This window comes from Streptomyces sp. NPDC052042 (genome assembly GCF_044548345.1).
GTDB lineage: Bacteria > Actinomycetota > Actinomycetes > Streptomycetales > Streptomycetaceae > Streptomyces.
In genome coordinates this window covers 1-22691 of record NZ_JBIUBU010000030.1, presented here as the reverse complement: position 1 = coordinate 22691, position 22691 = coordinate 1, and the positions used below count along the sequence as shown (strand labels likewise).

Below are 22691 nucleotides of genomic sequence, written 5' to 3'. Positions count from 1 at the left end.
CGCCGGGAGAGGCGGGGCGTGTCTGCGCCGTTTCGACCGTTGTCGGTGCGAGGACCTAATCTGTGCACCGTGACTTCGCCTGCCAACACGGACAACGCCGCGTTCCGGCCCGGCGCGGGGTCGCGGCCCGCACCGGGCCCGGCCGCCGACGAGGGGCTCGCGCGGCGGCTGCGCGCGCTCGCCTGCACGGCGCCGCTGCACGACCTCGACACGCGCAAGGCGAATCTGGCCGGCGAGTACACGGTCTACGCGATGGCCGAGGTCGCGCTCGCCGCGATCGATCTCGTCACCCTCAACATGGACTTCGACACGGGCGCCGACCACGACCAGATAGTGGCCAGGCTCGTTCCCCGCGTAGCCGCCCAGGCCCCCGGCCGCCCGGCCGCCGAGCACGAGCGGGTCGCCCGCTGGGTGCTGGAGAACCTCATCAACGTCGGCAGCGTCGACCGCGGGTTCCGCGCCGTGTACGGCACGTTCGGGGCAGACGGGCTGTACGTCCGCCGCGACTACGACTTCAAACTCATCGAAGAGGTCCCCGGACACGGCGGCGCCGTCTACCTCCGCACCACCGACGAGGCGGTCAACGTCCTGGTCGGCGCCCTCGACACGGACGTCACCAGCGCCCAGATCGCGGCCGAGGTGAAGCTGGAGGTCCTCATCAGCCGGGGCCGTCTCGCCGACGCCCAGCTCGCCGCCGAACAGGCCCGCTACCGCACCGTGCAGTACGCGGAGACCCTCCGCAAGACGCTGGAGGCCACCCGGCGCAACGTCCGGGCGGTCGACTGGCTCAACACCGTCCCCGACATGATCGCCGAGGCGCTCGACCACGTCGCCGACCGCTACCGCCACGAGAACGCGATCCTCACCAACATCCGCCGGGCGCGCGACGAGGCCGAGGACCCCGAGCACAAGCGCCGCGCGGCCGAACTCGTCGACATAGTCAAGGACTGCATCCGCCGTCACACCCAGCTCCAGTCCCGCCTCCTGGAGGCCGGGCCCCTGTTCCGTGCCGAGCAGGACCGGCAGGCGTTCGCCACGCCGGCCGCGCGCACCGGCCTCGATCTGTACGGCCAGCTGGTCGCCCCGCTGCTGCCGCTCCCCGTCGAGCGGGCCCTCCGGGTCACGGACGCGTTCTTCACCCACGGCACCGGGCTGCGCACGCCCGTCGCGGTCCGGGTGGCAGACCTCGTCGGCATGCTGCTCACCCCGCCCCAGGAACGGGAGCACCTGGGCGCCGAGATGCCGGAACCCGACCTGATCGCCACCCCCGACGACAGCAGGTTCAGCGAGGAGCAGCTCGCGAGCGCCATGGACCTCCTCGACCTGGAGCACGACGCGCCGCGCCGACTGTCGGGACTCCTCGCGGAGGCCCGGCTCCGCGACCCCGACCTGCCCTACCTGGTCGCGCTGCTCGCGGTGCACGCGGCGAGCCCGCCCGTCGGCACCGCCTACCGCCAGGGAGAGGAGCGGCTGCTGTTCTCCGTCGACGACGGGACGCCGCTCGACGACCCGGAGTTCGGCGGTGCGGACCTGATAGTGGGCACGGCCCTGCTCGACGCGGCCGGTATGGCCGCGGACCGCTCGGAGGCCTCATGACCCCCGTCCCGCGCGCACCCGCCGGGACGGACACGGGCCGCCCCGAGCCCACCCGCCCCGTACCGAAGAGCTACCGCAAGGAGCGACCGTCGTGACCGACCACCACGCACAGCACGCCGACGCGTGGACCGAGCCGGTTACCGCGTACGCCACCGAGAACGCGGGACCGGCCGCCCCGGCCGGCCCCGCGCCGGCCTCCCTCACCCCGGCCGACGCGGCCGACGCCGCCCGGCTCGTGGCCTTCGGACTCCAGCCCAAGCTGCTGCCCGCCCGCGACCTCGGCTACGCCGAACTGCTCCGCCGCTACCGCGAGGAGACCGGCTTCGCCCGACTCGCCGACGCCGTCGCGACCGGCCTCGGCCTGGTCGTGCTGGAGGTGTCCCCGCGCGCAGGAATGGCCGTCACCGCCGGCGAGGACTCCGTCTTCGCCGTCCGCATGGGCGACTACGCACGCCGCGCCGCGTCCGACTCCGCCGACCGCTTCCTGCACGGGCTCGCCCACCTCGCCACCGCGGCGATGGCCTTCCCCCGCCCCGAGGACCTCGCCGACGACGCGTACATCGGCAGGATCACCGTCAACGGCGTCGACGCGTTCGTACGCCAGGCGTGCCGCCGACTGGAGGAACGAGCCGAGGAGCACGGCGACAACACCGACCCCGCCTCCGACGCCCCCGGACTGGAGGCGGCCTGGCGGGTCTACGCCCGGCGCAGCACCACCGGAGCCACCAAGGACGCGCGGAGACTGGCCGGTTCCACCACGGGCATCGTCGGCAAGGCCGTCGCCTTCCTCACCGACTCCGGATTCCTCCAGCGCACGGGGGACGACGCGGGCGGCGCCTACCGCACCACCGCCCGCTACCAGCTCCAGGTCCGCGACATGGCCGGCACCGCCGCCATGGCCGAGCTGCTGGAGCTCGGCGTCGTACCGGTCACCGACGGAACGGCGACGCTGCTGCCGCCGCCCGACGGAGACGATCTGGAGCTGGCCTCCGACGCCGGTCTGCCCTTCCACGCCTGACCGGCACGCACCACCGCCCCTGCCCGACGGACGCCCCTTCCCGTCCCCCGACGCCCCGTTTTCTCCTGATATCCCCTCCCGCTTCCTGAACGACGAGAGTCCGCCGACATGTACGAGCTGTCCCGGGTCCGCCTCTACTCCATCGGGCCGGCCGGCGCGCGCTACGCCGACACCGTGCTCGACCTGCGCGGGGTGGGCGAGCCCGTGCCCGACCCCGCCCCGGCCCAGGCGGAGTTCTTCGAGGAGGAACCGGTCGGCCCGCCGCGCCGCCCCGCCCCCGCCGGGGTCCTCTTCCTGGAGAACGGCGGCGGCAAGTCGGTGCTGCTCAAACTCATCTTCTCGGTGATGCTGCCCGGTCACCGCAACACCCTCGGCGGCGCCAGCTCCGGCGTACTGCGCAAGTTCCTGCTCGCCGACGACTGCGGCCATGTCGCCCTGGAATGGCAGCACACCCTCACCGGCGCATGCGTGGTCGTCGGCAAGGTCAGCGAGTGGCGAGGCCGCCAGGTCTCCAACGACCCGCGGAAGTTCGCCGAAGCCTGGTACTCCTTCCGCCCGGGTCCCGGCCTCGGCCTGGACTCCCTGCCGGTCGCCGAGTCCACCTCCGTGCGCCGCCCCGCCGAGGGCGCCTCCGGAGCGAAGGGCAGGCGACGCACGATGAAGGGCTTCCGCGACGCCCTGATGGAGGCGGGCAAGTTCTACCAGCACCTCGACGTGCACTGGGAGGAGGTCCACGACCGCTGGAACGAACACCTCGGGGACCTCGGTCTCGACCCCGAACTCTTCCGCTACCAGCGCGAGATGAACGCCGACGAGGGCGAGGCGGCCGGGCTCTTCGCGGTCAAGAAGGACTCCGACTTCACCGACCTGCTGCTGCGCGCCGTCACCGACACCCGGGACACGGACGGCCTCGCCGATCTGGTGAGCGGGTTCGGCAGCAAACTGGGCCGACGCGCCGAACTGACCGCCGAGCGCGACTTCACCGCGGGCTCCGTCGACCTGCTCGGCCGGATCGTGGACGCCACGGAGACCCGCGCCCGCGCCCGCGACGTCCATGCGGGCGCCGAGCGCCGCACCCGCGTACTCGCCCGCAGGCTCTCCGCCCGCGCCGGCCGGGAACGCGGCCGGTCCACCGAACTGGCCCAGCAGGTGACGTCCGCCGCCCACACCGTCACCACGGCCGAGGAAGCCCGTGGCCGCAGCGCCCTGATCGCCGCCGAACTGGCCTACCGGCACGCCTCGCTGGCCCTGGCCGCGGCGGAGAAGGGCGCCGCCGCCCAGCGCCGCGAACTCGGCGACGCCCGCACCCTGCACTCAGCCTGGCAGGCGGCCGAGGCCGTCCTGCGCCACCGGGCCGCCGCCGACCGCTCCGCCCGGGTCGCCGCCGCCATCCGCGAGGCCGAGCGCGACGCCGCGCCCGCACTCGCCGCCCGCGCCCGCGCCGCCGCCGACCTCGTTCGGGCCCTGCACACCGCGGCCGAGGCGGGCGAGGCCCTGGCCAACGAGGAGGAGGCCCGCTCCGAAGCCCTCCAGGCCACGGGCGAGACCGCCCACCGCGACGCCACCATCGCCGCCACCGAGGCCCAGCGCGCCCGCAGCGAGGCCGGACACCTGCGCCAGCGCCTCGCCGAGGTCGAGCAGGAGACGGCCGAGGCGGTACGGGCCGGCTGGCTCGACGACACCGCCCCGGACGCCGACCCGGCGCGCGCGGCCCTCGCCGCCAGCGACGCCGAGCAGTCCGCCGTCGCCGCCTGGGAGACAACCCGGGAGGCCGCCCGCACAGCGGCCGAACGGGCCCGGGAGGCCACGGCGGCCGAGAGCCGCGCCGAACTCGCCGCCGCGCGCGCCGCCGATGCCGCGCACGCCGCCGAGCAGGCGTACGAGGCCGAGCGCAGGGCCGCCGAGTCGATCGCCGCGGCCCCCCGCCTGGCCGAACTGCTGGGCCTGCCCGCCGCACGGGACATCGGCCTGCCCCGGCCCCGGAACGGAGCGGACGGAACCCCTCCGGACACCGCCGGCGGCCGGCGGGACGCGGAGGACCGGAGCGCGGACGACCGCCGACCGGACCACGGCGCGGCGGACGGCCGGGCCATCCGGCCGTCCGGAACCCCGCACCCCGGCGAGGCCGAGCACGAACGGCCGCTCAGCGCCGAGGAGTTCGACCGCAGCGCCGACCAGTTGCGGGAGCTGCTCGACCAGTCCGTCGTCTCCGCCGAGCGCCGCCTCTTCGATCTGCGCACCGCCGCGGCCGACGACGCCCGGATCCTCGGTGCGCTGGGTGACGGCGGACTGCTGCCGCCCGGACCCGACGTCCTGGCCACCGTCGAATACCTCGGCGAGCACGGCATCCCGGCCCTGCCCGGCTGGCGCTACCTCGCCCAGGCCGTCGACCCCGCCGACCACGCCTCCGTGCTCGCCACCCGGCCCGAACTCGTCGACGGCGTCGTCATCACGGATCCCGACTCGCACGCCCGCGCCCGCGAAGCCCTCAGCGGCGCCGCCCTGCTTCCGCGCTCCGCCGTGGCCGTGGGCACCGCCGCCGCGCTGCTCGCCCCCGTCCCCGGCCCCGGCTCGGGAGCGGACGCCGACGGTGTGTTCCTCGTCCCGCCGAACCCGGCGATGCACGACGAGCACGCGGCCGACGAGGAGCGACAGGCCCTCAGAAGCAGGGCCGCCGCCCGGGACGAGGACATCCGCGCCCTCGCCGCACGCCTCGCCGCCGACCGCGCCCTGGCCGCCCGCATCGGTTCCTGGCGTGCCGACTGCCCGCCCGGCATGCTCGCCGAACTGGCCGAGGCCGCCCGCGACGCCCGCACGGCCGCCGAGACGGCCGAGGTCCGGCTGGCCGAGACCCGCACCGTGCGCGCCGAGGCCGACGAGGCCGCGGCGGACACCGCCCGGCTGCGCGACGAACGCCAGGAGGCCGCCCAGCGTGCCCGCCGCGCCGCCGACGCCCTCGCGGGACTCGCGCACCGGCTGCGCGAACGCACCTCCTGGCAGGCCAGGCTGCGCGAACGGACCGATGACGTCGCCGAGGCGGAGGCGCGGGCCACCTACTGCCTAGAGCGGGCCCGCGCCGCCGACGAGGACCGCCGGGCCGCCCAGCGCGCCGCCGACGACGCCCGGCGCACGGCCCGCGCGCTGCGGGCCGAGCGCGCCGAGATCGCCGGTGCGCCCGAGCACCTCCCGGAGCCGGAGGACGACGCCCCGCGCCCCGCCCTTCCCGCGTTGCGGGAGGCATACCGGACCGCGTCCCAGCTCTACGAGAAGGTGGGCGTCGGCGCCGACCTGCGGGCCGAACAGGCCCGCGCGGAGAGCGACGAGAGTGCCGCCCTCGCCGAGCTGGACCGGCTCACCAACAAGGTCCGGACCCGGGCCGCCCAGCTTCTCGAAGGCCCGGACGGCGCCGACGGCCCGTCCCGGCAGGCCGCCGCGGCCCGGGCCGAGTCCCTGGTCCAGCTCCTGGAGACCCGGGCCTCCGCCGCGAGCGAGCAGCTCGGCCGGCTGCGCGGCGAGGCCGAGCGCCTGGCCCCGGCCGACGGGGAGGCCCACCACACCGAACTCCCCGGCGAGCTGGTCCCCGTCGACGCCGACCAGGCCCAGACCCTGCTGCGCATCGCCACGGCCGAACTGGCCGCCGCCACCGAGACCCTGGACACCGCCCGCGCCGCCCATGCCGAACTGCTGCACGCGCATCGCACCGCCGAGGACTCGGCGAGTGGCTTCGACGAGACCGCGGCACTCCTGCGGGACCTCCTGAGGGACCACGGGGCGGAGGACGACGCCGAGGCCCCCGAGCCGTATCCCGGCGGCCTCGACGAGGCACGGCGGTCCGCCACCGAGGCCCGCCGCGCGCTGCGCGGCTGGGCCTCCGAGCTGTCCGCCGCCGAGGGCGCCGTGCGGGAGGCGAGCGACGTCCTCGTGCGGCACGCCAACTCCACCCGCTACGAACAGGTCCGCACCCCGGCCCGGCAGCAGATCCGTGAGCTGCCGGCCGCGGCACTGCCCGAGCACGCGGAGAAGTGGGCCGCCGCCTTCGCGCCCAGGCTCCGCGTCCTCACCGACGAACTGGCACAGCTGGAACGCAATCGCGACTCGATCGTGGACCGGCTGCGCGGACTGGTGGAGTCCTCGCTCGCCACCCTGCGCTCCGCCCAGCGGCTCTCCCGGCTGCCCGAAGGACTGGGGGAGTGGTCGGGGCAGGAGTTCCTCCGGATCCGCTTCGAGGAACCCGACCAGGCGACCCTCGCCGAACGGCTCGGCGAGGTCGTCGACGAGGCCACCCGCGCCGCGCTGAAGAAGAACTCCGACCTGCGCAGGGACGGCATGTCCCTGCTGCTGCGCGGTGTGCAGGCGGCACTGGAGCCCAAGGGCGTCGCCGTCGAGATCCTCAAGCCGGACGCCGTGCTGCGTGCCGAACGGGTCCCGGTCGGGCAGATGGGCGACGTGTTCTCCGGCGGGCAGCTGCTCACCGCCGCCATCGCCCTGTACTGCACGATGGCGGCCCTGCGCAGCAACGACCGGGGCCAGGACCGGCTTCAGCACCGGCACGCGGGCACGCTCTTCCTGGACAACCCCATCGGCCGCGCCAACGCCACCTATCTGCTGGAGCTCCAGCGCGCGGTGTCCGACGCTCTCGGCGTGCAGCTGCTCTACACCACCGGACTGTTCGACACCACGGCGCTCGCGGAATTCCCGCTGGTCATCCGGTTGCGCAATGACGCGGACCTGCGGGCCGGGCTGAAGTACATCAGCGTGGAGGAGCACCTGCGCCCGGGCCTGCCACAGCGGGACCCGGACGGTGGGACCGTGCACGGAGAGATCACCGCCACCCGCATGTTCCGGCGTGCTCCGGTGGCTCCGGACGACTCCGCCTCCCGGGCCGAGCCCGACGCGTGACCGCCCCGTCCCGCCCCGCCCGGGTCGGCGTCCGGCACCCGGGGACGTGTCAGCGCGCGCCCGGAAACGCGAAGCCGGGGCGGGACCGGGGCCGGGCGGTGGGATGCGGACCGACCACCTCGCCGCGTCCCGCCCGCGCGACCGTACGGCGGCCGTTCAGGCGCGTGAGAGGTCGCCCGCGTCCCGGCGGCTCATGCGCGCCTCCCGCCGGGCGGCCCGTCGTGCGCTGCGCCGTTCGCGGCGCAACTGCCGTGCCGTACTGCTCGGCACGGACACCACACCGTGGCGCTGGTTCCAGACCTGCCGGGTGACCCAGACGTCCAGCACCGCCCAGGTCGCGATCACCGTGCTGCCCACGCTGCTCAGCACCATCGGGAAGGCCAGCCAGGACTCCGCCAGCGTGCACAGGAAGGCCACCACGGCCTGAATCATCGTCAGCGCCATGATGAGCACGGCGCGCACGGCGGCCGTACGGACGGGGTCCGGCATCCGCCAACGGGTGGCGGGCTCCTCCACCCAGAGCTGACGGCGGTGCTGACGCGGGAACGACGCGTCGGGAGCGCCCGTCGGCACCGACCCCGCGGCCGGTGCCGACGGCCCCGGGCCCCGGCGTTCTTCCGTGTCCAAGAACTCTCAACTCCCCACCGATGTCCGACTCCAGGGTTTATGCCCGGTGTGCACCGTCTCTACGCGGGTGGATCGGACCGTCCTGTCCCAAGTGCTCCCGTTGTCTCCCCTGCCCCGTACAGGGAGACGAGTGACAGGCTGGGAAAATTCCCCCGATCTGTCATCGAGGGAAAAAATCCAGCCAACTGCCCTGCCCGACAGTCTGACGCCCGGACGGGGCCCTTCCGCTGCTTTCGCGAAAATCGCGGTCCGGAATACCGGGAAAACTCATGATCGAAGCCAGCGGCACGGCTGAAAAACATCCCAGACATCCCTTCGAGTTGTCTCCCCGTCGGTAGTAGGCTCTCGCCGTTTGCTGACGGGACACGACCCCTCGCCCCGTGGGGTCGGGCTGGGGGAGGCCGTGCGCTTTCGCGGGAAGTCCATCCGCAGGAAGATCGTGGCACTGCTGCTCGTGCCCCTCGTCTCCCTCACCGGGCTCTGGGGCTTCGCCACGTATCTGACGGGGCGTGAGGCCGGCCGCCTGATGCGCGCGAGCACCATCGCGGAAAAGGTCGGCCGTCCTCTGGAGAACACCGTCCGCGCCCTCCAGGACGAGCGCCGCCAGACCCTCGTGCTCCTCGCCGACCCCAGGACCTCCGACGCGCTGCCGCTGCTTCGGCGCCAACGCGCGGTCACCGACCGCTTCCTGTCGGACGTGAGGAACGGCGCGCGGCACGAGGACATCCGCGACGCGCTGCGGGCGGAGGACGAAACGCGGCTGAACTCCCTTCTCGGCGCGGTCGAGGGGATCGGCGCGCTCCGCGCGTCGGTCGACACGCGCACGATCGACCGCTCGAAGGCCATGGAGTTCTACGGCCGCCTCATAGATCCCGCCCACCGCTTTCTCAGCGGACTGCGCACGACGGAGAACGTGGCGCTGGACAAGCACGCCCGTGCGCTGGTCGGCATCTCACGCGCCCGCGAGATGCTCTCCCGCGAGGACGCGCTGGTCGCCTCGTCACTTGCCGCCGGACGGCTCACCGCCGCCGAACTGCGCCAGGTCTCCGACCTCGTCGCCAACCGCGGACTGCTCTACGAGATCAACGGGGAGGTGCTCCCCTCCGCGGAACGCCAACGCGTCCAGGGGTACTGGTCGAGCCCGGACAGCGAGGCACTGCGCAGTGCGGAGAGAATGCTCCTCGACGCCGGTCCCACCGATGAACCCCGCACGCTCGACGCCGAGCGCTGGCAGGAGGCGGCCACGCCGGTCCTGGACCGGCTGGCCGCCGACCGCGCCGGGATGGACCAGCGCTTCCAGGACCGGAGCAAGCCCGCCGGATACAGCGTCCTGATCAAGGCCGGGGTGGCCGGTGTCCTCGGCTTCCTGGCCCTGCTGGCCTCGGTGACCGTCTCCGTACGCATCGGCCGTGAGCTCGTCCGCGACCTCTCCCGGCTCCGCAAGGACGCCCAAGAGGTCTCCGGTGTCCGGCTGCCGAGCGTGATGCGCCGGCTGGCCGCCGGCGAGCAGATCGACGTCGAGACCGAGGCACCGAGGCTCCAGTACGAACGGGACGAGATCGGCCAGGTCGGGCAGGCGCTCAACACCCTGCAGCGCGCCGCCGTCGAAGCCGCCGTCAAACAGGCGGAGATGCGGCGCGGCGTGTCCGAGGTCTTCGTCAATCTCGCCCGCCGCAACCAGGTGCTGCTGCACCGGCAACTGACGCTCCTGGACGCCATGGAGCGCCGTACCGAGAACACCGACGAACTCGCGGATCTGTTCCGCCTCGACCATCTGACCACGCGCATGCGCCGCCATGCCGAGGGTCTGGTGATCCTCTCCGGCGCCGCCCCGTCCCGTCAGTGGCGCAAGCCGGTCCAGTTGATGGACGTGGTACGGGCGGCGGTCGCCGAGGTCGAGGACTACGAGCGGATCGAGGTCCGGCGGCTGCCCCGCATCGGGGTGAGCGGACCCGCCGTGGCCGACCTGACCCATCTGATCGCCGAACTCCTGGAGAACGCCACCGTGTTCTCGCCCCCGCACACCGGGGTCCAGGTGCTGGGCGAGCGCGTCTCCAACGGCTTCACGCTCGAAATCCACGACCGCGGCCTCGGTATGGCCCCCGACGCCCTCCTCGACGCGAACCTGCGGCTCGCCGAGACCCCCGAGTTCGAACTCTCCGACACCGACCGGCTCGGCCTGTTCGTGGTCAGCCGCCTCGCCCAGCGGCAGCACGTCCGTGTCTCGCTGCAGACCTCCCCGTACGGCGGCACGACCGCGGTCGTCTTCATCCCGGGGTCGGTGCTCACCGAGGCCCCGGAGACGCACGGCACCGGTTTCCGGCTCGACCGGCGGTCCGAGAAGGAGGCCGCGGGCACGAAGGCGTCCGGCCGCCAGGGGCCGGGCGGCGGCGAGGACCGGCCGGGCGACCCGCCGGACCGCCGGGCCGTCGGCAGGCCCCCGGGTCTCGTCCCCGTGCCGGCCGCCGTGGCGGACCCGGCCCTCCTCGACGGTCCGGTCGAGCTCGAAGGACCGGTGGGGACGGCGGACCTCGGGCACGACCCCTTGCTCGACCCGCTGCTGAACGGCGCGGCCGATCTCGACGACGCCGACAGCGAGCGCGGCGGCATCTTCCGAGGCCGCCGACGCGACCGGGATCGCGAACAGCACCGGCAGGCGTCCGGCCGACCGGGCGGTGCGCGAACGGGGCACGCCGCCGGACCCGTGCCGCTGCCCCGCCGCAAACCGCCGACCCTGGTCGCCGACAACGGGCGCAGGATCGACGAGGCGGGACGCGCCCACCCCGAAACCGGGCGGCACGCCTCCCCGTCCCGCCAGGCCGTCGGCCCCCGTGCCGACCGCCCCGCACCCGACGGCACGGCCGCCCCCTCCGCCGCACCGCACCTCTCCGCGGCCGGCACGGGCGAATCCGCACCGCGCGACACCACCGAACCCCGGAGGTCCGCGAGCCTCCGGAAAGCCACCGGGCCCGCCTCGTCCGCGGTGGCCCCCGAACCGGCCGGGGACGGGGGTGAGACCGCCGCCGACCCGCCCGGCGACACGGTGGGCGGTCTGCCCCGCCGCGTCCGGCAGGCGAGCCTCGTCCCGCAACTACGCGAGGTCGCCGGGGACCGTGCCCCCGAGCCGGCCCGGTCGGGGCAGGCCCGGGACTTCGAACGCGATGCGGACGAGGTGCGCAGCCGCATGGCCTCCCTCCAGCGCGGCTGGCAGCGCGGCCGCCGGGAGAACGCCGAGGACGCGACCGGTCCCGGTGACAGAGCACAAGGAACCACTTCCGAAGGGGACGGTCGATGACCGCACCGAACGCCGTAGCAACCAACGCCGAACGCCGTGGCTCCGGCCGGCTCAACTGGCTCCTCGACGAACTCGTCGGACGCGTCGCCAGCATCCGCAAGGCGCTGGTGCTCTCCAGTGACGGCCTCGCCACCGGCACGTCCGAGGGACTGAGCCGCGAGGACGGCGAGCATCTGGCGGCCGTGGCCTCCGGATTCCACAGCCTCGCCAAGGGCGTGGGACGCCATTTCGAAGCGGGCGGGGTCCGCCAGACCGTCGTCGAACTCGACGAGGCGTTCCTCTTCGTCACGGCGGCGGGGGACGGCAGCTGCCTCGCCGTGCTGGCCGACGCCGACTCCGACGTCGGCCTGGTGGCGTACGAGATGACGCTGATGGTCAAGCGCGTCGGCGCCCACCTGGCCAACGCACCCCGGACGAGCGGTCGGACCGGCGGGGGGTGAGCGGACGGCATGAGCGCTGACCCCTCCTCCGGACCTCCTTCATCGCACACGGACCGCCGGGCGCCGCACTGGTACGACGCGGACGCGGGACCGGTGGTCCGCCCGTACGCGATGACCCGCGGCCGAACCAGCAGTGCCTCCCGCCACCGGCTCGACCTGATCGCGGTAGTCGTCCCCGAACCCGCGGCCGACGACCCCGCCCGGGACCAGACGCTTTCGCCGGAACACGTGGAGATCGTCGAGCTCTGCAGCGCCATGCCCCAGTCGATAGCCGAGCTCGCGTCGGACCTGGACCTCCCCGTGGGGGTGGTCCGGGTCCTGGTCGGCGACCTCGTCGAGAACGAGCTCGTACACGTGACCCGTCCCGTTCCGCCGGCCGAACTGCCGGACGTGAGCATTCTCCGCGAGGTGATCAATGGCCTTCGGGCGCTCTAGCCGCGGCAAGCGGCCCGTTGACCCCGTCACCCTGAAGATCCTGGTGGCGGGCGGCTTCGGAGTGGGCAAGACGACCCTGGTCGGCGCCGTCAGCGAGATCCGGCCGCTGCGCACGGAGGAACTGCTCAGCGAGGCGGGCCGCCCGGTGGACGACGTGGCGGGTGTGGAGGCGAAGACCACCACCACGGTGGCCATGGACTTCGGCCGGATCACCCTGCGCGAGGACCTGGTGCTGTACCTGTTCGGCACCCCGGGCCAGGACCGGTTCTGGTTCCTCTGGGACGAACTGGCCCAGGGGGCGCTCGGCGCGGTCGTTCTCGCGGACACCCGGCGGCTGGAGGACTGCTTCGCGGCGGTCGACTACTTCGAGCGGCGCGGGATCCCGTTCTCGGTCGCCGTCAACTGCTTCGAGGGTGCCGAACGCTTCCCCACCGGGACGGTGCGGGCGGCGCTGGACCTGGACCCCGAGGTGCCGGTGCTCATGTGCGACGCGCGGGACCGCTCCTCCGCTCGGGACGTGCTGGTGACGGTCGTCGAGCACGCGGTGGAGCGGGTGGAGCACCCCCGCGAGCCCGCGACGACGTAGCGGTGCCCTACGGCCGGGACCGCACCGTCCGGCGGCGCCGGACGCCCCCGAGCGTCACGGCCGGGGGTTGTCCGCGAGCCATTCGGCAGCGGTCCGAGCCAGCTCCCGGTCCCGGCCCGCCAGCATCGTCCGGATCATCCGCAGGTCGCCGCGGAGCGACCAGAGGGGATGCCCGAAGGTGGCCGGGTTGTTCCCCTCGATCAGGAAGTGGGCGGGCCAGGCGGTCCCGTAACCGATCAGTGGCAGCGCCGCGGCGTACCTTTTACGCCCCCGCGCCAGGCCGTAGGCGGTGACCGCGAGACCGGTGAGCGTGCCCGTCAGATGGACCCAGCGGGTCGCGGCCCTGGAGTGCATCGCGACGTAGTAGGGCCAGAATTCCTCGTACGAATCGAACGTCTGTTGTGGCATACGAGGCACCGTAGTGGCTGCGACCGCAACCGGAAACGGTCGGGACGCGTCGGAGGGGGGAGGGCGGCCGGAACCCGCGGGGGTGGTCCCGGCCGCCCCCTTCCGTCGTGCGTCGGTGCCCCGCCGGGAGCCTTCGGGCCGGGCCGGAGCCGCGGGGGCGGTGGCGGCGAACGGGGCGGCTGCGGTCACCAGGACGCGGTCACCGGGACGCGGACGGCGGAGGCCCTACCGGTCAGGGGCCCGTGATCCAGGAGCGGGGAGGGGGCGGCAGGGGATCGGCTACAGTCCGCGCGTGTCCGCGTTCACGCACCGCCCCGAGGAACCCGTCAAGGGCTCCCACTGCGCCACATGCGGCGCACCGTACACCGTCCTGCCCGCCTGGCCCCGCACCTGCGCCGTCTGCGGCGACAGGGCCTACCGCAATCCGTTGCCGGTCGCCGTGGCCCTGCTCCCCGTCACCGGCCGTTCCGGCACCGGCCTCGTCGTGATCACCCGGACCATTCCGCCCCGGCTGGGCGGGATCGCGCTCCCCGGCGGCTTCATCGACCACGACGAGGACTGGAGACACGCCGTCGTACGCGAACTCCGCGAGGAGACCGGCATCGAGGCCGACGAGGGCGACGTCCGGCTCGCCGACGCCCTCAGCGACCCGGAAGGACACCTGCTCCTCTTCGGACTCCTCCCGGCGCGCCCCGCCGCCGCCCTCCCACCCTCCGTACCGACCGACGAGACCTCGGGCTTCCATGTGCTCGGCGCACCTGCCGAGCTCGCGTTCCCCCTGCACACCGCCGCCGCCCGGTCGTGGTTCGGGGGCCACTACCACTGACCGGACGACCGCCCCGGGCTCCGCCGCCCGCCGTGCGTCCGTCACCCCGCCACGGCGCCCCGCCCACACCCACCCGGCACCCATGCCCGCCAGGCGTCCGGTGACCCTGCCCCGGCCTACACGCCGCGCACACGCACCGGGCGGCCCACCGGCCCCTCGACGCCCTCCCGCTCCACCAGCACCCCGCCGTCCACCAGCCGCGTCGTGTACTGCTCGACCTCCGCCCGCTCCCAGCCGTCGCCCGTGTCCGGCACCACCAGCCCGCCACCGGCGCGGCCCTCCGCCGGCGCCCACACCTCCAGTTCCACGCCCCCGTCCGCGCCCCGCACGGGCAGCACCGAACCGGCCCGCGCCAGCACCGGCACCCGCGACAACGGAGCGTCCAGCAGCACCTGGCCCGGCCCCTCATGGGCCTCACCCGTCGCCGTGTCGTACCACCGCCCCCGCGGCAACCGCACCGCCCGGCGGTCCGCCCCGTGCTCCAGCACCGGCGCCACCAGCAGCGCGTCCCCCAGCAGGAACGCGTCCTCGCAGTCCCGCAACCCCCGATCCCCGGGCGCACTCCACCACAGCGGCCGGACGTACGGCGCCCCGGTCAGCCCGGCCAGCCGCGCCAGCGTCACGAAGTACGGCCGCAGCCGCTCCCGCTCCACCAGCGCGGCCCGCGCGTACTCCAGGACTCGCGGCCCGAACTCCCAGGGCTCGCGTCGGCCCGCGTCGATCGCCGAGTGCGTCCGGAACAACGGCAGGTACGCGCCCAGTTGGAACCACCGCAGATACAACTCCGGCGAAGGCGACCCGTCGAACCCGCCCACATCCGGTCCCGAGTACGGCACTCCGCACAGCCCGAGCCCCAGCACCAGCGCCAGCGACGCCCGCAGCCCGGACCACCCGGTCGCCACGTCACCGGACCAGGTGCCCCCGTACCGCTGCATCCCCGCCCAGCCGGAACGCGAGAACAGGAAAGGACGCTCCCGGGGCCGCAGCCGACGCAGCCCCTCATGGCCGGCCCGCGCCATCGCGAGCCCGTACACGTTGTGCGCCTCGCGATGATCGCCGCCGCGGCCCTCCAGGCGGTGCCGCGCCGACCGGGGGAGCGTCGGATCCCCGAACGCGGCGAACGACACCGGCTCGTTCATGTCGTGCCACACCCCGGAGAACCCCTGCGCGAGCCGTTCCCCGTACAGCCCGCCCCACCACTCCCGCACCGCCGGATCGGTGAAGTCCGGGTACACGCACTCGCCCGGCCACACCTCCCCGCGCACCACCCGGCCCCGCCCGTCCCGCACGAACGCGCCCCGGTCCCCGACCACCGCACCCGAATCGAACACCCCGTACCCGGGCTCCGCCTTCACCGCCGGGTCGACGATCGACACCAGCCGGACCCCCTCCTCCCGCAGCTCCTCCGCCAGGCCCGGGAGGTTTGGATACCTCGCCCGGTCGACGGTGAACACCCGGTGCCCGTCGAGGTGATCGATGTCCAGATGCAGCGCGGACAGCGGCAGCCCACGCTCCCGGTACCCGGCGACGACCCTCCGCACCTCCCGCTCGCCGCCGAAACCCCAACGGGCGTGCTGCGGACCGAGCGCCCAGGACGGCGGCACCGCCGGGGCGCCCGTGAGAGCCGTCCAGGTCTGCAGCACCCGGGCCGGCGTGCCCGCCGTCGCCCAGCACCGCAGCGGCCCTCCGTCCATCCGCACCTCGCAGGTCCCGGGACGGTCATGGCCGGAACCCGCGCCCTCCTCGCCCTCGCACAGCGTCACCCGCCCGGACCAGGTGTTGTCGTGGAACATCAGATGCGTTCCGGCGTCGGCCACCACCAACTGCACCGGCATCGTCAGATACAGCGGATCGTCACCCGGCCCGAAACGCCCGCCCGGATCGGTGTTCCACAGCCCGTACACCCCGTCCCGCAGCCGGGGCCCCGACGCCCGCCCACCGAGCCCGAAGAACCGGGCGTCCGCGGGCACCTCGGAACGCTGCACCCACCGCGCCCCGCCTCCCGCGACCGGCTCCCACCAGCGCGGCGGCAGCTCTCGCCGCAGCGGCACCCCGCCCGGCGTCCGCAGCTCCACGGCCCCGTGCCGCGACACCGCGAAGGTCAGCCGCTCCGACACCACCTGCCAGCCGCCCTCCTTGTCCGGCTCCAGCCGGGCCCGCGAGTCCGGCTCGGGCGCCGCGCCGGCCAGCGCGTACGACGGCAGCGGCTCGGCCCCGTCCCAGCTCCAGAACACCGCACCGCCCACCGCGACCCGCACCCGCAGCTCCGACCGCGCGAACCGCACCACACCCCCGCCCGGCCCCGGCTCCGCCCCGGTCACGAGCCCCGGCACCCGGGCCCGCTCCGCACCACGGGGCGGCAGCGCCCGCGCGTCCGCGCCCCGCCTGCGCACGGCGGAGCGCACCATGCGCAGCCCCCGCGCCGAACCGACCCATCTCATCGAGCGCACCAGGTCACGACCGTTCATGCGGCTCACCCTGCCACCCGGCCGAGGACGTGGGGGCCCCGTTCAACTTCCGTTCACCTGTGGTCGGCCCACATGTACGGACCCCGGGCCATGGGCGGTGAGCCCTGGTGCGAACGACGATCACATGGCATCGTCCGTAACGGCCGCCTCACGCGCACACCCCGGCACGTGTGCGCGCCCCACGCCCACCCCGCGTACCCGTACAGTCAGGGAGCAGCCCCATGACCGCAGCAACCGACGAGACCCCGCTCTGGCAGCCCGGCCCCGACCGCGTCGCCGCCGCGGCCGTCACCCGCTTCCAGAACTGGGCGGCGGGGCGTTACGGAGCCCCGGCCGAGGGCGGGTACCCGGCGCTGCACCGCTGGTCCGTCGACGAACTCGACACCTTCTGGAAGGCCGTCGCCGACTGGTTCGACGTACGCTTCTCCACTCCGTACCAGTCCGTCATCGGCGACCGCACCATGCCCGGCGCCCAGTGGTTCCCCGGCGCCACCCTGAACTACGCCGAACACGCCCTGCGCACCGGCGAGGACCCCTCGCGCGCGGACGCCCCCGCGCTGCTCCACGTCGACGAGACCCACACCCAGGCCGCGACGTCCTGGTCCGAACTCCGCCGCCGGGTCGGCTCGCTCGCGGCCGAACTGCGCGCGCTCGGCGTCCGGCCCGGCGACCGGGTCAGCGCCTACCTCCCCAACATCCCCCAGGCGGTCGTCGCCTTCCTCGCCACCGCGGCCGTCGGCGGCGTCTGGACGTCCTGCGCCCCCGACTTCGGGGCCCGAAGCGTCCTCGACCGCTTCCAACAGGTCGAACCCGTCGTCCTGTTCACCGTCGACGGCTACCGCTACGGGGGCAAGGAGCACCACCGCGCCGACACGGTCGCCGAACTGCGCCGCGAACTGCCCACCCTGCGGGCCGTCGTCCACATCCCGCTGCTGGGCACCGATGCTCCGGACGGCGCCCTCGAATGGTCCGCCCTCACCGCCGCGGACACGGAGCCCGTCTTCGAACCGGTGCCCTTCGACCACCCCCTGTGGGTGCTGTACTCCTCCGGCACCACCGGACTGCCCAAGGCGATCGTCCAGTCCCAGGGCGGCATCCTGCTGGAACACTTCAAGCAGATCGGCCTGCACTGCGACCTCGGCCCCGAGGACCGGTTCTTCTGGTACACCTCCACCGGCTGGATGATGTGGAACTTCCTCGTCTCCGGCCTGCTGACCGGCACCACGCTCGTCCTGTACGACGGAAGTCCCGGCTTCCCGGACGTCGGCGCCCAGTGGCGGGTCGCCGAACGGACCGGGGCGACGCTCTTCGGCACCTCCGCCGCCTATGTCATGGCCTGCCGCAAGGCCGGCATCCACCCCGGACGGGACCTGGACCTCTCCCGCGTCCAGTGCGTCGCCACCACCGGATCCCCGCTTCCGCCCGATGGATTCCGCTGGCTGCACGACGAGGTCGACGGCGACCTGTGGATCGCCTCCGTCAGCGGCGGAACGGACGTGTGCAGCTGCTTCGCCGGAGCCGTCCCCACCCTTCCGGTGCACATCGGCGAACTCCAGGCCCCGTGCCTCGGCACGGACCTCCACTCCTGGGACCCCACGGGAGAGCCGCTCATCGGCGAGGTCGGCGAACTCGTCGTCACCGCGCCCATGCCCTCCATGCCGATCCGCTTCTGGAACGACCCCGACGGCAGCCGCTACCACGACAGCTACTTCGACATGTACCCCGGCGTCTGGCGGCACGGCGACTGGATCACGATCACCGAACGCGGTTCGGTCGTCATCCACGGCCGCTCCGACTCCACCCTCAACCGCCAGGGCGTGCGCATGGGTTCCGCGGACATCTACGAGGCGGTCGAGAGGCTGCCCGAGATCCGCGAATCCCTCGTCATCGGCCTGGAAGAACCCGACGGCGGTTACTGGATGCCGCTGTTCGTCCACCTCGCCGACGGAGCCGTGCTCGACGACGACCTCCGCGAGAGCGTCAAACACACCATCCGCGCGCATCTCTCCCCGCGCCATGTCCCGGACGAGATCATCGAGGTCCCCGGCATTCCGCACACCCTCACGGGCAAGCGCATCGAGGTTCCGGTCAAGCGCCTCCTGCAGGGAACGGCCCTGGCCAAGGCGGTCAACCCGGGCTCGGTCGACAACCTCGAACTCCTCCGCTTCTATGAGGAGCTGGCCCGCGAACGCCGCTGAGCGCCGCATTGTCAGTACCCGTGATTACTCTGAGTGAGCAATGTTCGTCAGCGCACTGGGGGAGTCACATGGCGCACCACGGGAACACCCGACGTACCGGGCACGGCCGGGCCGACCAGGAAAGGACCGGGCACGACAGGACCCGGCGCGGCAGGACCGCGGTCACCGCCGGGTTCCGCGGCCACGGCCGTACGGGAACGTCCATGCGACGCACGCTGCGCCGCGAGGCCCCCAGCACCATCGGCCTGCTGGCCGACGAGCGGGACTTCGCGGCGATGCGGCGCTATCGCACCTTCGCCTTCGACGACCATCCCACCTACCTCCGGCAGGTCGAGGACCTGCTCAGGTCTCTGGCCGCACAGGGCGGACACGCCACGGTCGCGCTCTTCGACCCCGAGGAGTACGCGGAGTTCTGCGCCGAATCCGGAATCGCGCCCGACTCGCCCGCAAGCCGCAGCCGCTTCACCGCCGAGATCGCCGCGTCCGGGGCCACCGTCGCCTACACGGGACAGCGCATCGACGACCTGATCCCGCTCCTGATCGACCGAGCCGTCCGCCGGGCCACCTGGGAGTACGCCGCGATGACCCTGGCCGGCCTCGGGGAGTGCACGGACTGCGGCCGGGACGTCGGCCGCGCCGCGTTCGACCGGGCCTCCCATCTCCTGTCGCGCATGCTGGGAACGGCGGGCACCGGCACGCACCACCTCGTCTGCTCCGCCCCCACACAGAGCGAGCACCTGATCGCCGTCCTGCACGCCGAGTGCGACGCCGAGGGCCCCACCCGCCTCGACGCGGCGGAAGGCGCCGAGTTCGCCACCGTGCTCGCCGTCGGCATCGCCCTCGAAAAGACCGGGGGAGTCGTGCTCCGCACCAGCACCCCCGGCGCCCGCGACCGGGTGCACGGCTGGCGGCTGGACCGGGGCAGCCTGGTCCCCCTCACCGCGGGCGAGGTCTTCAACGCCTACTGCACCGACGCGGACACCGGCGACCCCGTCGCCCCGGAGCCGCACGTGGACTACTGCGCGGGCTTCGACCTCGGAGTGGACGAGCCGGAGGAGCACCCCTGAGACGACCGGGGACACACCGCGGGCACACCGAAGGGGCTCCCCGGATCCATCGGCAGGGAGCCCCTTCCCCGGAGCCGGGATCGAGCTATTCGCCCGACAGCACCGCCTGTGCGGCTGTCCGCGCCTCTTCCGCCGAGTCCGCGGCACGGGCGGCGGAAGCGGCCCGCTCGCACTGCGCCAGGGTGTGCTTGGCCAGAGCGGCGCGCACATACGGAATGGACGCGGCGCCCATCGACAACGACGTCACCCCGAGGCCCGTCAGGACACAGGCGAGCAGCGGATCGGACGCGGCCTCGCCGCAGACGCCGCAGCTCTTCCCCTCGGCCCGGGCCGCCTGTGCCGAGAGCGCGACCAGGTCGAGCAGGGCCGGCTGCCACGGGTCCTGCAACCGGGACACCGCTCCCACCTGCCGGTCGGCGGCGAAGGTGTACTGCGCCAGGTCGTTGGTGCCCAGCGAGAGGAACTCCACCTCCTGCAGGATGGACCGTGCCCGCAGCGCGGCGGACGGGATCTCCACCATCGCGCCGAACTTCGCTCCCAGACCCGCCTCCCGGCAGGCATCGGCGAAGGCCCGCGCATCGGTACGGTCCGCCACCATCGGGGCCATGACCTCAAGGTGGACGGGCAGGCCCTCGGCCGCCTTCGCCAGCGCGGTCAACTGGGTCCGCAGCACCTCGGGGTGCTCCAGCAGGCTGCGCAGCCCGCGCACACCCAGCGCCGGGTTCGGCTCGTCCGCGGGCGTCAGGAAGTCCAGCGGCTTGTCGGCGCCCGCGTCCAGCACCCGGACCACGACGCGCCCCTCGGGGAACGCTTCGAGCACCGCGCGGTACGCGGCGGTCTGCCTCTCCTCCGACGGCGCCCGCCCACTGTCGTCCAGGAACAGGAACTCGGTACGGAAGAGGCCCACGCCCTCCGCGCCGGCCTCGACCGCCGCGGGCACGTCTCCCGGTCCGCCCACATTGGCGAGCAGCGGCACCCTGTGGCCGTCGGACGTGGCTCCCGGGCCGGTCGACGCGGCCAGCGCGGCCTTGCGCGCGGCGGCGGCGCTCCGCAGCTCGGCACGCTTCTCGGCGCCCGGGCCGACGAAGACCTCACCGGTGCTGCCGTCCACCGCGACGACGGTGCCCTCGGCCAGTTCGCCGGCCCCGGGAAGGGCCACCACGGCGGGTACCCCGAGCGCCCGGGCCAGGATCGCGCTGTGGCTGGTCGGCCCGCCCTCCTCGGTCACGAAACCGAGGACCAGGGAGGGGTCGAGCAGCGCCGTGTCGGCGGGCGCCAGATCCCGCGCGATCAGCACATACGGTTCGTCGCTGTCCGGTACACCGGGCATCGGCACCCCGAGCAGACGGGCCACGATCCGGTTACGCACGTCGTCGAGGTCGGCGACCCGACCGGCCAGGTACTCCCCGGCGTTGGCGAGCAGCGCCCGGTAGGAGGCGAAGGCGTCGTAGACGCCCCGCTCGGCGGTGCTGCCGACGGCGATGCGCCGCTCCACGTCGGCCATCAGCTCCGGGTCCTGCGCCATCATGGCCTGGGCCTCGAGCACCTGCTGAGCCTCGCCCCCGGCCAGATTGCCACGTGCGATCAGGTCCGCCGCCACGGCCTCCACGGCCTGGCGGGCGCGCCCCTGTTCGCGCTCCGCCTCCTCGGCCGGAATCTGCTTGGCCGGTGGTTCGAGCACCGCAGTACCCATGTGGCGCACCTCGCCGATCGCCACTCCGTGGCTCACGCCGACGCCCCGCAGCGTTGTCTCCATCTCACCCGTCCCCGGTCGTGCGGTGGCCCGTGCCGCCGCGGTGGATATCCGGTCCGCTGTCACGTGCCGAGTCCGTCACTGCCAGCCGAAAAGAGTCTCGCCGGTTTTCACGTCCCCGTCCTCACGGATGGCGGAAAGGGACTCGGCGGTGGCCTCCAGCGCGACGATCGGGCACACCGGAGACTTCCCCGCGGCCTCCACACCCGCGGGATCCCACCGCACGATCCCTTGGCCGCGCGCGACCGTGTCCCCCTTGTTCACGAGCAGTTCGAAGCCCTCACCGTTGAGCTGGACGGTGTCGATGCCGAGGTGGACGAGCACACCGTGCCCCTCGTCGTCCACGACGACGAACGCGTGCGGGTGGAGGGAGACGACGATGCCGTCGACCGGCGAGACGGCCTCGGACCGTTCACGCACGGGATCGATGGCGGTTCCGGGCCCCACCATCGCGCCGGAGAAGACCGGATCCGGTACGGCGGCGAGCCCGATGGCGCGTCCGGCAAGAGGCGACGTCACAGTGGTCATGGGGAACCCTCCCAGGGGTGGAGCTCTCGGGTGCCGTCCTCACGGCTCGCGGACGACGTGCTGTTCAGCAGCGTAAGTCATAAGAAGTGCCGATTCCGCCCGAGTGCTGACGGTTAGTGGCTTAGGGGGCCGACGACTGCGATTTGCCTCGCCTCAGGCCCGCCTGTATGGTCGTACCTCCGCCTGACCCGGGCGCTCCGTGCATATCGGGTCGGCGACGATTTATCAGCACACGATTCCAATTCGCGATCGGCACCGGCATGTCCACAGGCTCTTCTGTCTGGGGCAGGGGGTTGGTCAGGGAAAGGGAAAGTGCCTGATAGAGTCGGACCCGACGGAAAGGGAAACGCGAAAGCGTGGATCTGGAAGTCGGGTGAAAATTCTTCTGCTTCGCAGGGGGCCCGTTTCGACCGGGAATCGGACGCGAAAGAGTCTGATAGAGTCGGAAACGTAAGACCGAAGGGAAAAGCCCGGAGGAAAGCCTGGACCGGATGGTCGGGGTGAGTACGAAGGAAGCGTCCGTTCCTTGAGAACTCAACAGCGTGCC

Annotated in this window: 15 protein-coding genes; 10 read left to right on the top strand and 5 right to left on the bottom strand. The window is 73.6% G+C overall.

The genetic code is table 11. The annotated features are described in order from the left end of the window. Nucleotides 1-69: 69 nt before the first annotated feature. From ACIHCL_RS31885 to ACIHCL_RS31875, 3 genes are all read left to right on the top strand, one after another. Nucleotides 70-1596, top strand: a complete 1527-nt coding sequence (locus ACIHCL_RS31885; protein WP_399867477.1) for a hypothetical protein — start codon at nucleotides 70-72, stop codon at nucleotides 1594-1596. A gap of 91 nt (nucleotides 1597-1687) precedes the next feature. Continuing rightward, nucleotides 1688-2614: a hypothetical protein gene (locus ACIHCL_RS31880; RefSeq protein WP_399867475.1), complete on the top strand. Its 927-nt coding sequence runs from the start codon at nucleotides 1688-1690 to the stop codon at nucleotides 2612-2614. 108 nt (nucleotides 2615-2722) lie between these two features. Beyond that, a complete protein-coding gene (locus tag ACIHCL_RS31875; protein ID WP_399867474.1) occupies nucleotides 2723-7513 on the top strand; it encodes a hypothetical protein in 4791 nt (1596 codons plus the stop codon). Nucleotides 7514-7669: 156 nt separating this feature from the next. Here ACIHCL_RS31875 and ACIHCL_RS31870 read toward each other — a convergent pair whose 3' ends face one another. Further along, nucleotides 7670-8140, bottom strand: a complete 471-nt coding sequence (locus tag ACIHCL_RS31870; protein ID WP_399867472.1) for a hypothetical protein — start codon at nucleotides 8138-8140, stop codon at nucleotides 7670-7672. A 403-nt stretch (nucleotides 8141-8543) separates the two neighbouring features. On the opposite strand from ACIHCL_RS31870, the gene ACIHCL_RS31865 reads away from it, so the two are divergent. From ACIHCL_RS31865 to ACIHCL_RS31850, 4 genes are read left to right on the top strand one after another with little or no spacing between them, the layout of a single operon-like run. After that, nucleotides 8544-11435, top strand: a complete 2892-nt coding sequence (locus ACIHCL_RS31865) for a nitrate- and nitrite sensing domain-containing protein (protein WP_399867545.1) — start codon at nucleotides 8544-8546, stop codon at nucleotides 11433-11435. Further along, nucleotides 11432-11875, top strand: a complete 444-nt coding sequence (locus tag ACIHCL_RS31860; protein ID WP_399867470.1) for a roadblock/LC7 domain-containing protein — start codon at nucleotides 11432-11434, stop codon at nucleotides 11873-11875. The genes ACIHCL_RS31865 and ACIHCL_RS31860 overlap by 4 nt, the downstream gene beginning before the upstream one ends. Before the next feature lie 9 nt (nucleotides 11876-11884). Beyond that, nucleotides 11885-12310: a DUF742 domain-containing protein gene (locus tag ACIHCL_RS31855; RefSeq protein ID WP_399867468.1), complete on the top strand. Its 426-nt coding sequence runs from the start codon at nucleotides 11885-11887 to the stop codon at nucleotides 12308-12310. Continuing rightward, the gene (locus ACIHCL_RS31850) at nucleotides 12291-12896 is read left to right on the top strand and encodes a GTP-binding protein (protein WP_399867467.1); all 606 of its coding nucleotides are present in this window, start codon (nucleotides 12291-12293) and stop codon (nucleotides 12894-12896) included. The genes ACIHCL_RS31855 and ACIHCL_RS31850 overlap by 20 nt, the downstream gene beginning before the upstream one ends. A 54-nt stretch (nucleotides 12897-12950) precedes the next feature. Here ACIHCL_RS31850 and ACIHCL_RS31845 read toward each other — a convergent pair whose 3' ends face one another. Then, nucleotides 12951-13304, bottom strand: a complete 354-nt coding sequence (locus ACIHCL_RS31845; RefSeq protein WP_399867466.1) for an Mpo1-like protein — start codon at nucleotides 13302-13304, stop codon at nucleotides 12951-12953. A 292-nt stretch (nucleotides 13305-13596) separates the two neighbouring features. Between ACIHCL_RS31845 and ACIHCL_RS31840 the strand changes: the two genes are divergently transcribed. After that, the gene (locus ACIHCL_RS31840; RefSeq protein ID WP_399867464.1) at nucleotides 13597-14130 is read left to right on the top strand and encodes an NUDIX domain-containing protein; all 534 of its coding nucleotides are present in this window, start codon (nucleotides 13597-13599) and stop codon (nucleotides 14128-14130) included. A 116-nt stretch (nucleotides 14131-14246) separates the two neighbouring features. On the opposite strand, the gene ACIHCL_RS31835 is transcribed toward ACIHCL_RS31840, so the two are convergent. Beyond that, the gene (locus ACIHCL_RS31835; RefSeq protein ID WP_399867463.1) at nucleotides 14247-16598 is read right to left on the bottom strand and encodes a glycoside hydrolase family 31 protein; all 2352 of its coding nucleotides are present in this window, start codon (nucleotides 16596-16598) and stop codon (nucleotides 14247-14249) included. A 221-nt stretch (nucleotides 16599-16819) separates the two neighbouring features. Here ACIHCL_RS31835 and ACIHCL_RS31830 point away from each other — a divergent pair, with 221 nt between their 5' ends. Both ACIHCL_RS31830 and ACIHCL_RS31825 read left to right on the top strand, forming a co-directional pair. Beyond that, nucleotides 16820-18796, top strand: a complete 1977-nt coding sequence (locus ACIHCL_RS31830) for an acetoacetate--CoA ligase (RefSeq protein WP_399867461.1) — start codon at nucleotides 16820-16822, stop codon at nucleotides 18794-18796. Between the two features lie 68 nt (nucleotides 18797-18864). Next, complete coding sequence (locus ACIHCL_RS31825) at nucleotides 18865-19863, top strand: hypothetical protein (protein WP_399867460.1); 999 nt, start codon at nucleotides 18865-18867, stop codon at nucleotides 19861-19863. Nucleotides 19864-19948: 85 nt separating this feature from the next. Here ACIHCL_RS31825 and ptsP read toward each other — a convergent pair whose 3' ends face one another. Continuing rightward, entirely contained in the window at nucleotides 19949-21619 is a 1671-nt protein-coding gene (gene ptsP / locus ACIHCL_RS31820; RefSeq protein ID WP_399867459.1) for a phosphoenolpyruvate--protein phosphotransferase, read from the bottom strand. A gap of 75 nt (nucleotides 21620-21694) precedes the next feature. Beyond that, nucleotides 21695-22144 carry a PTS glucose transporter subunit IIA gene (locus ACIHCL_RS31815; RefSeq protein WP_399867457.1) on the bottom strand — a complete coding sequence of 150 codons (450 nt, stop codon included), beginning with the start codon at nucleotides 22142-22144 and terminating at the stop codon, nucleotides 21695-21697. Nucleotides 22145-22691: the final 547 nt, after the last annotated feature.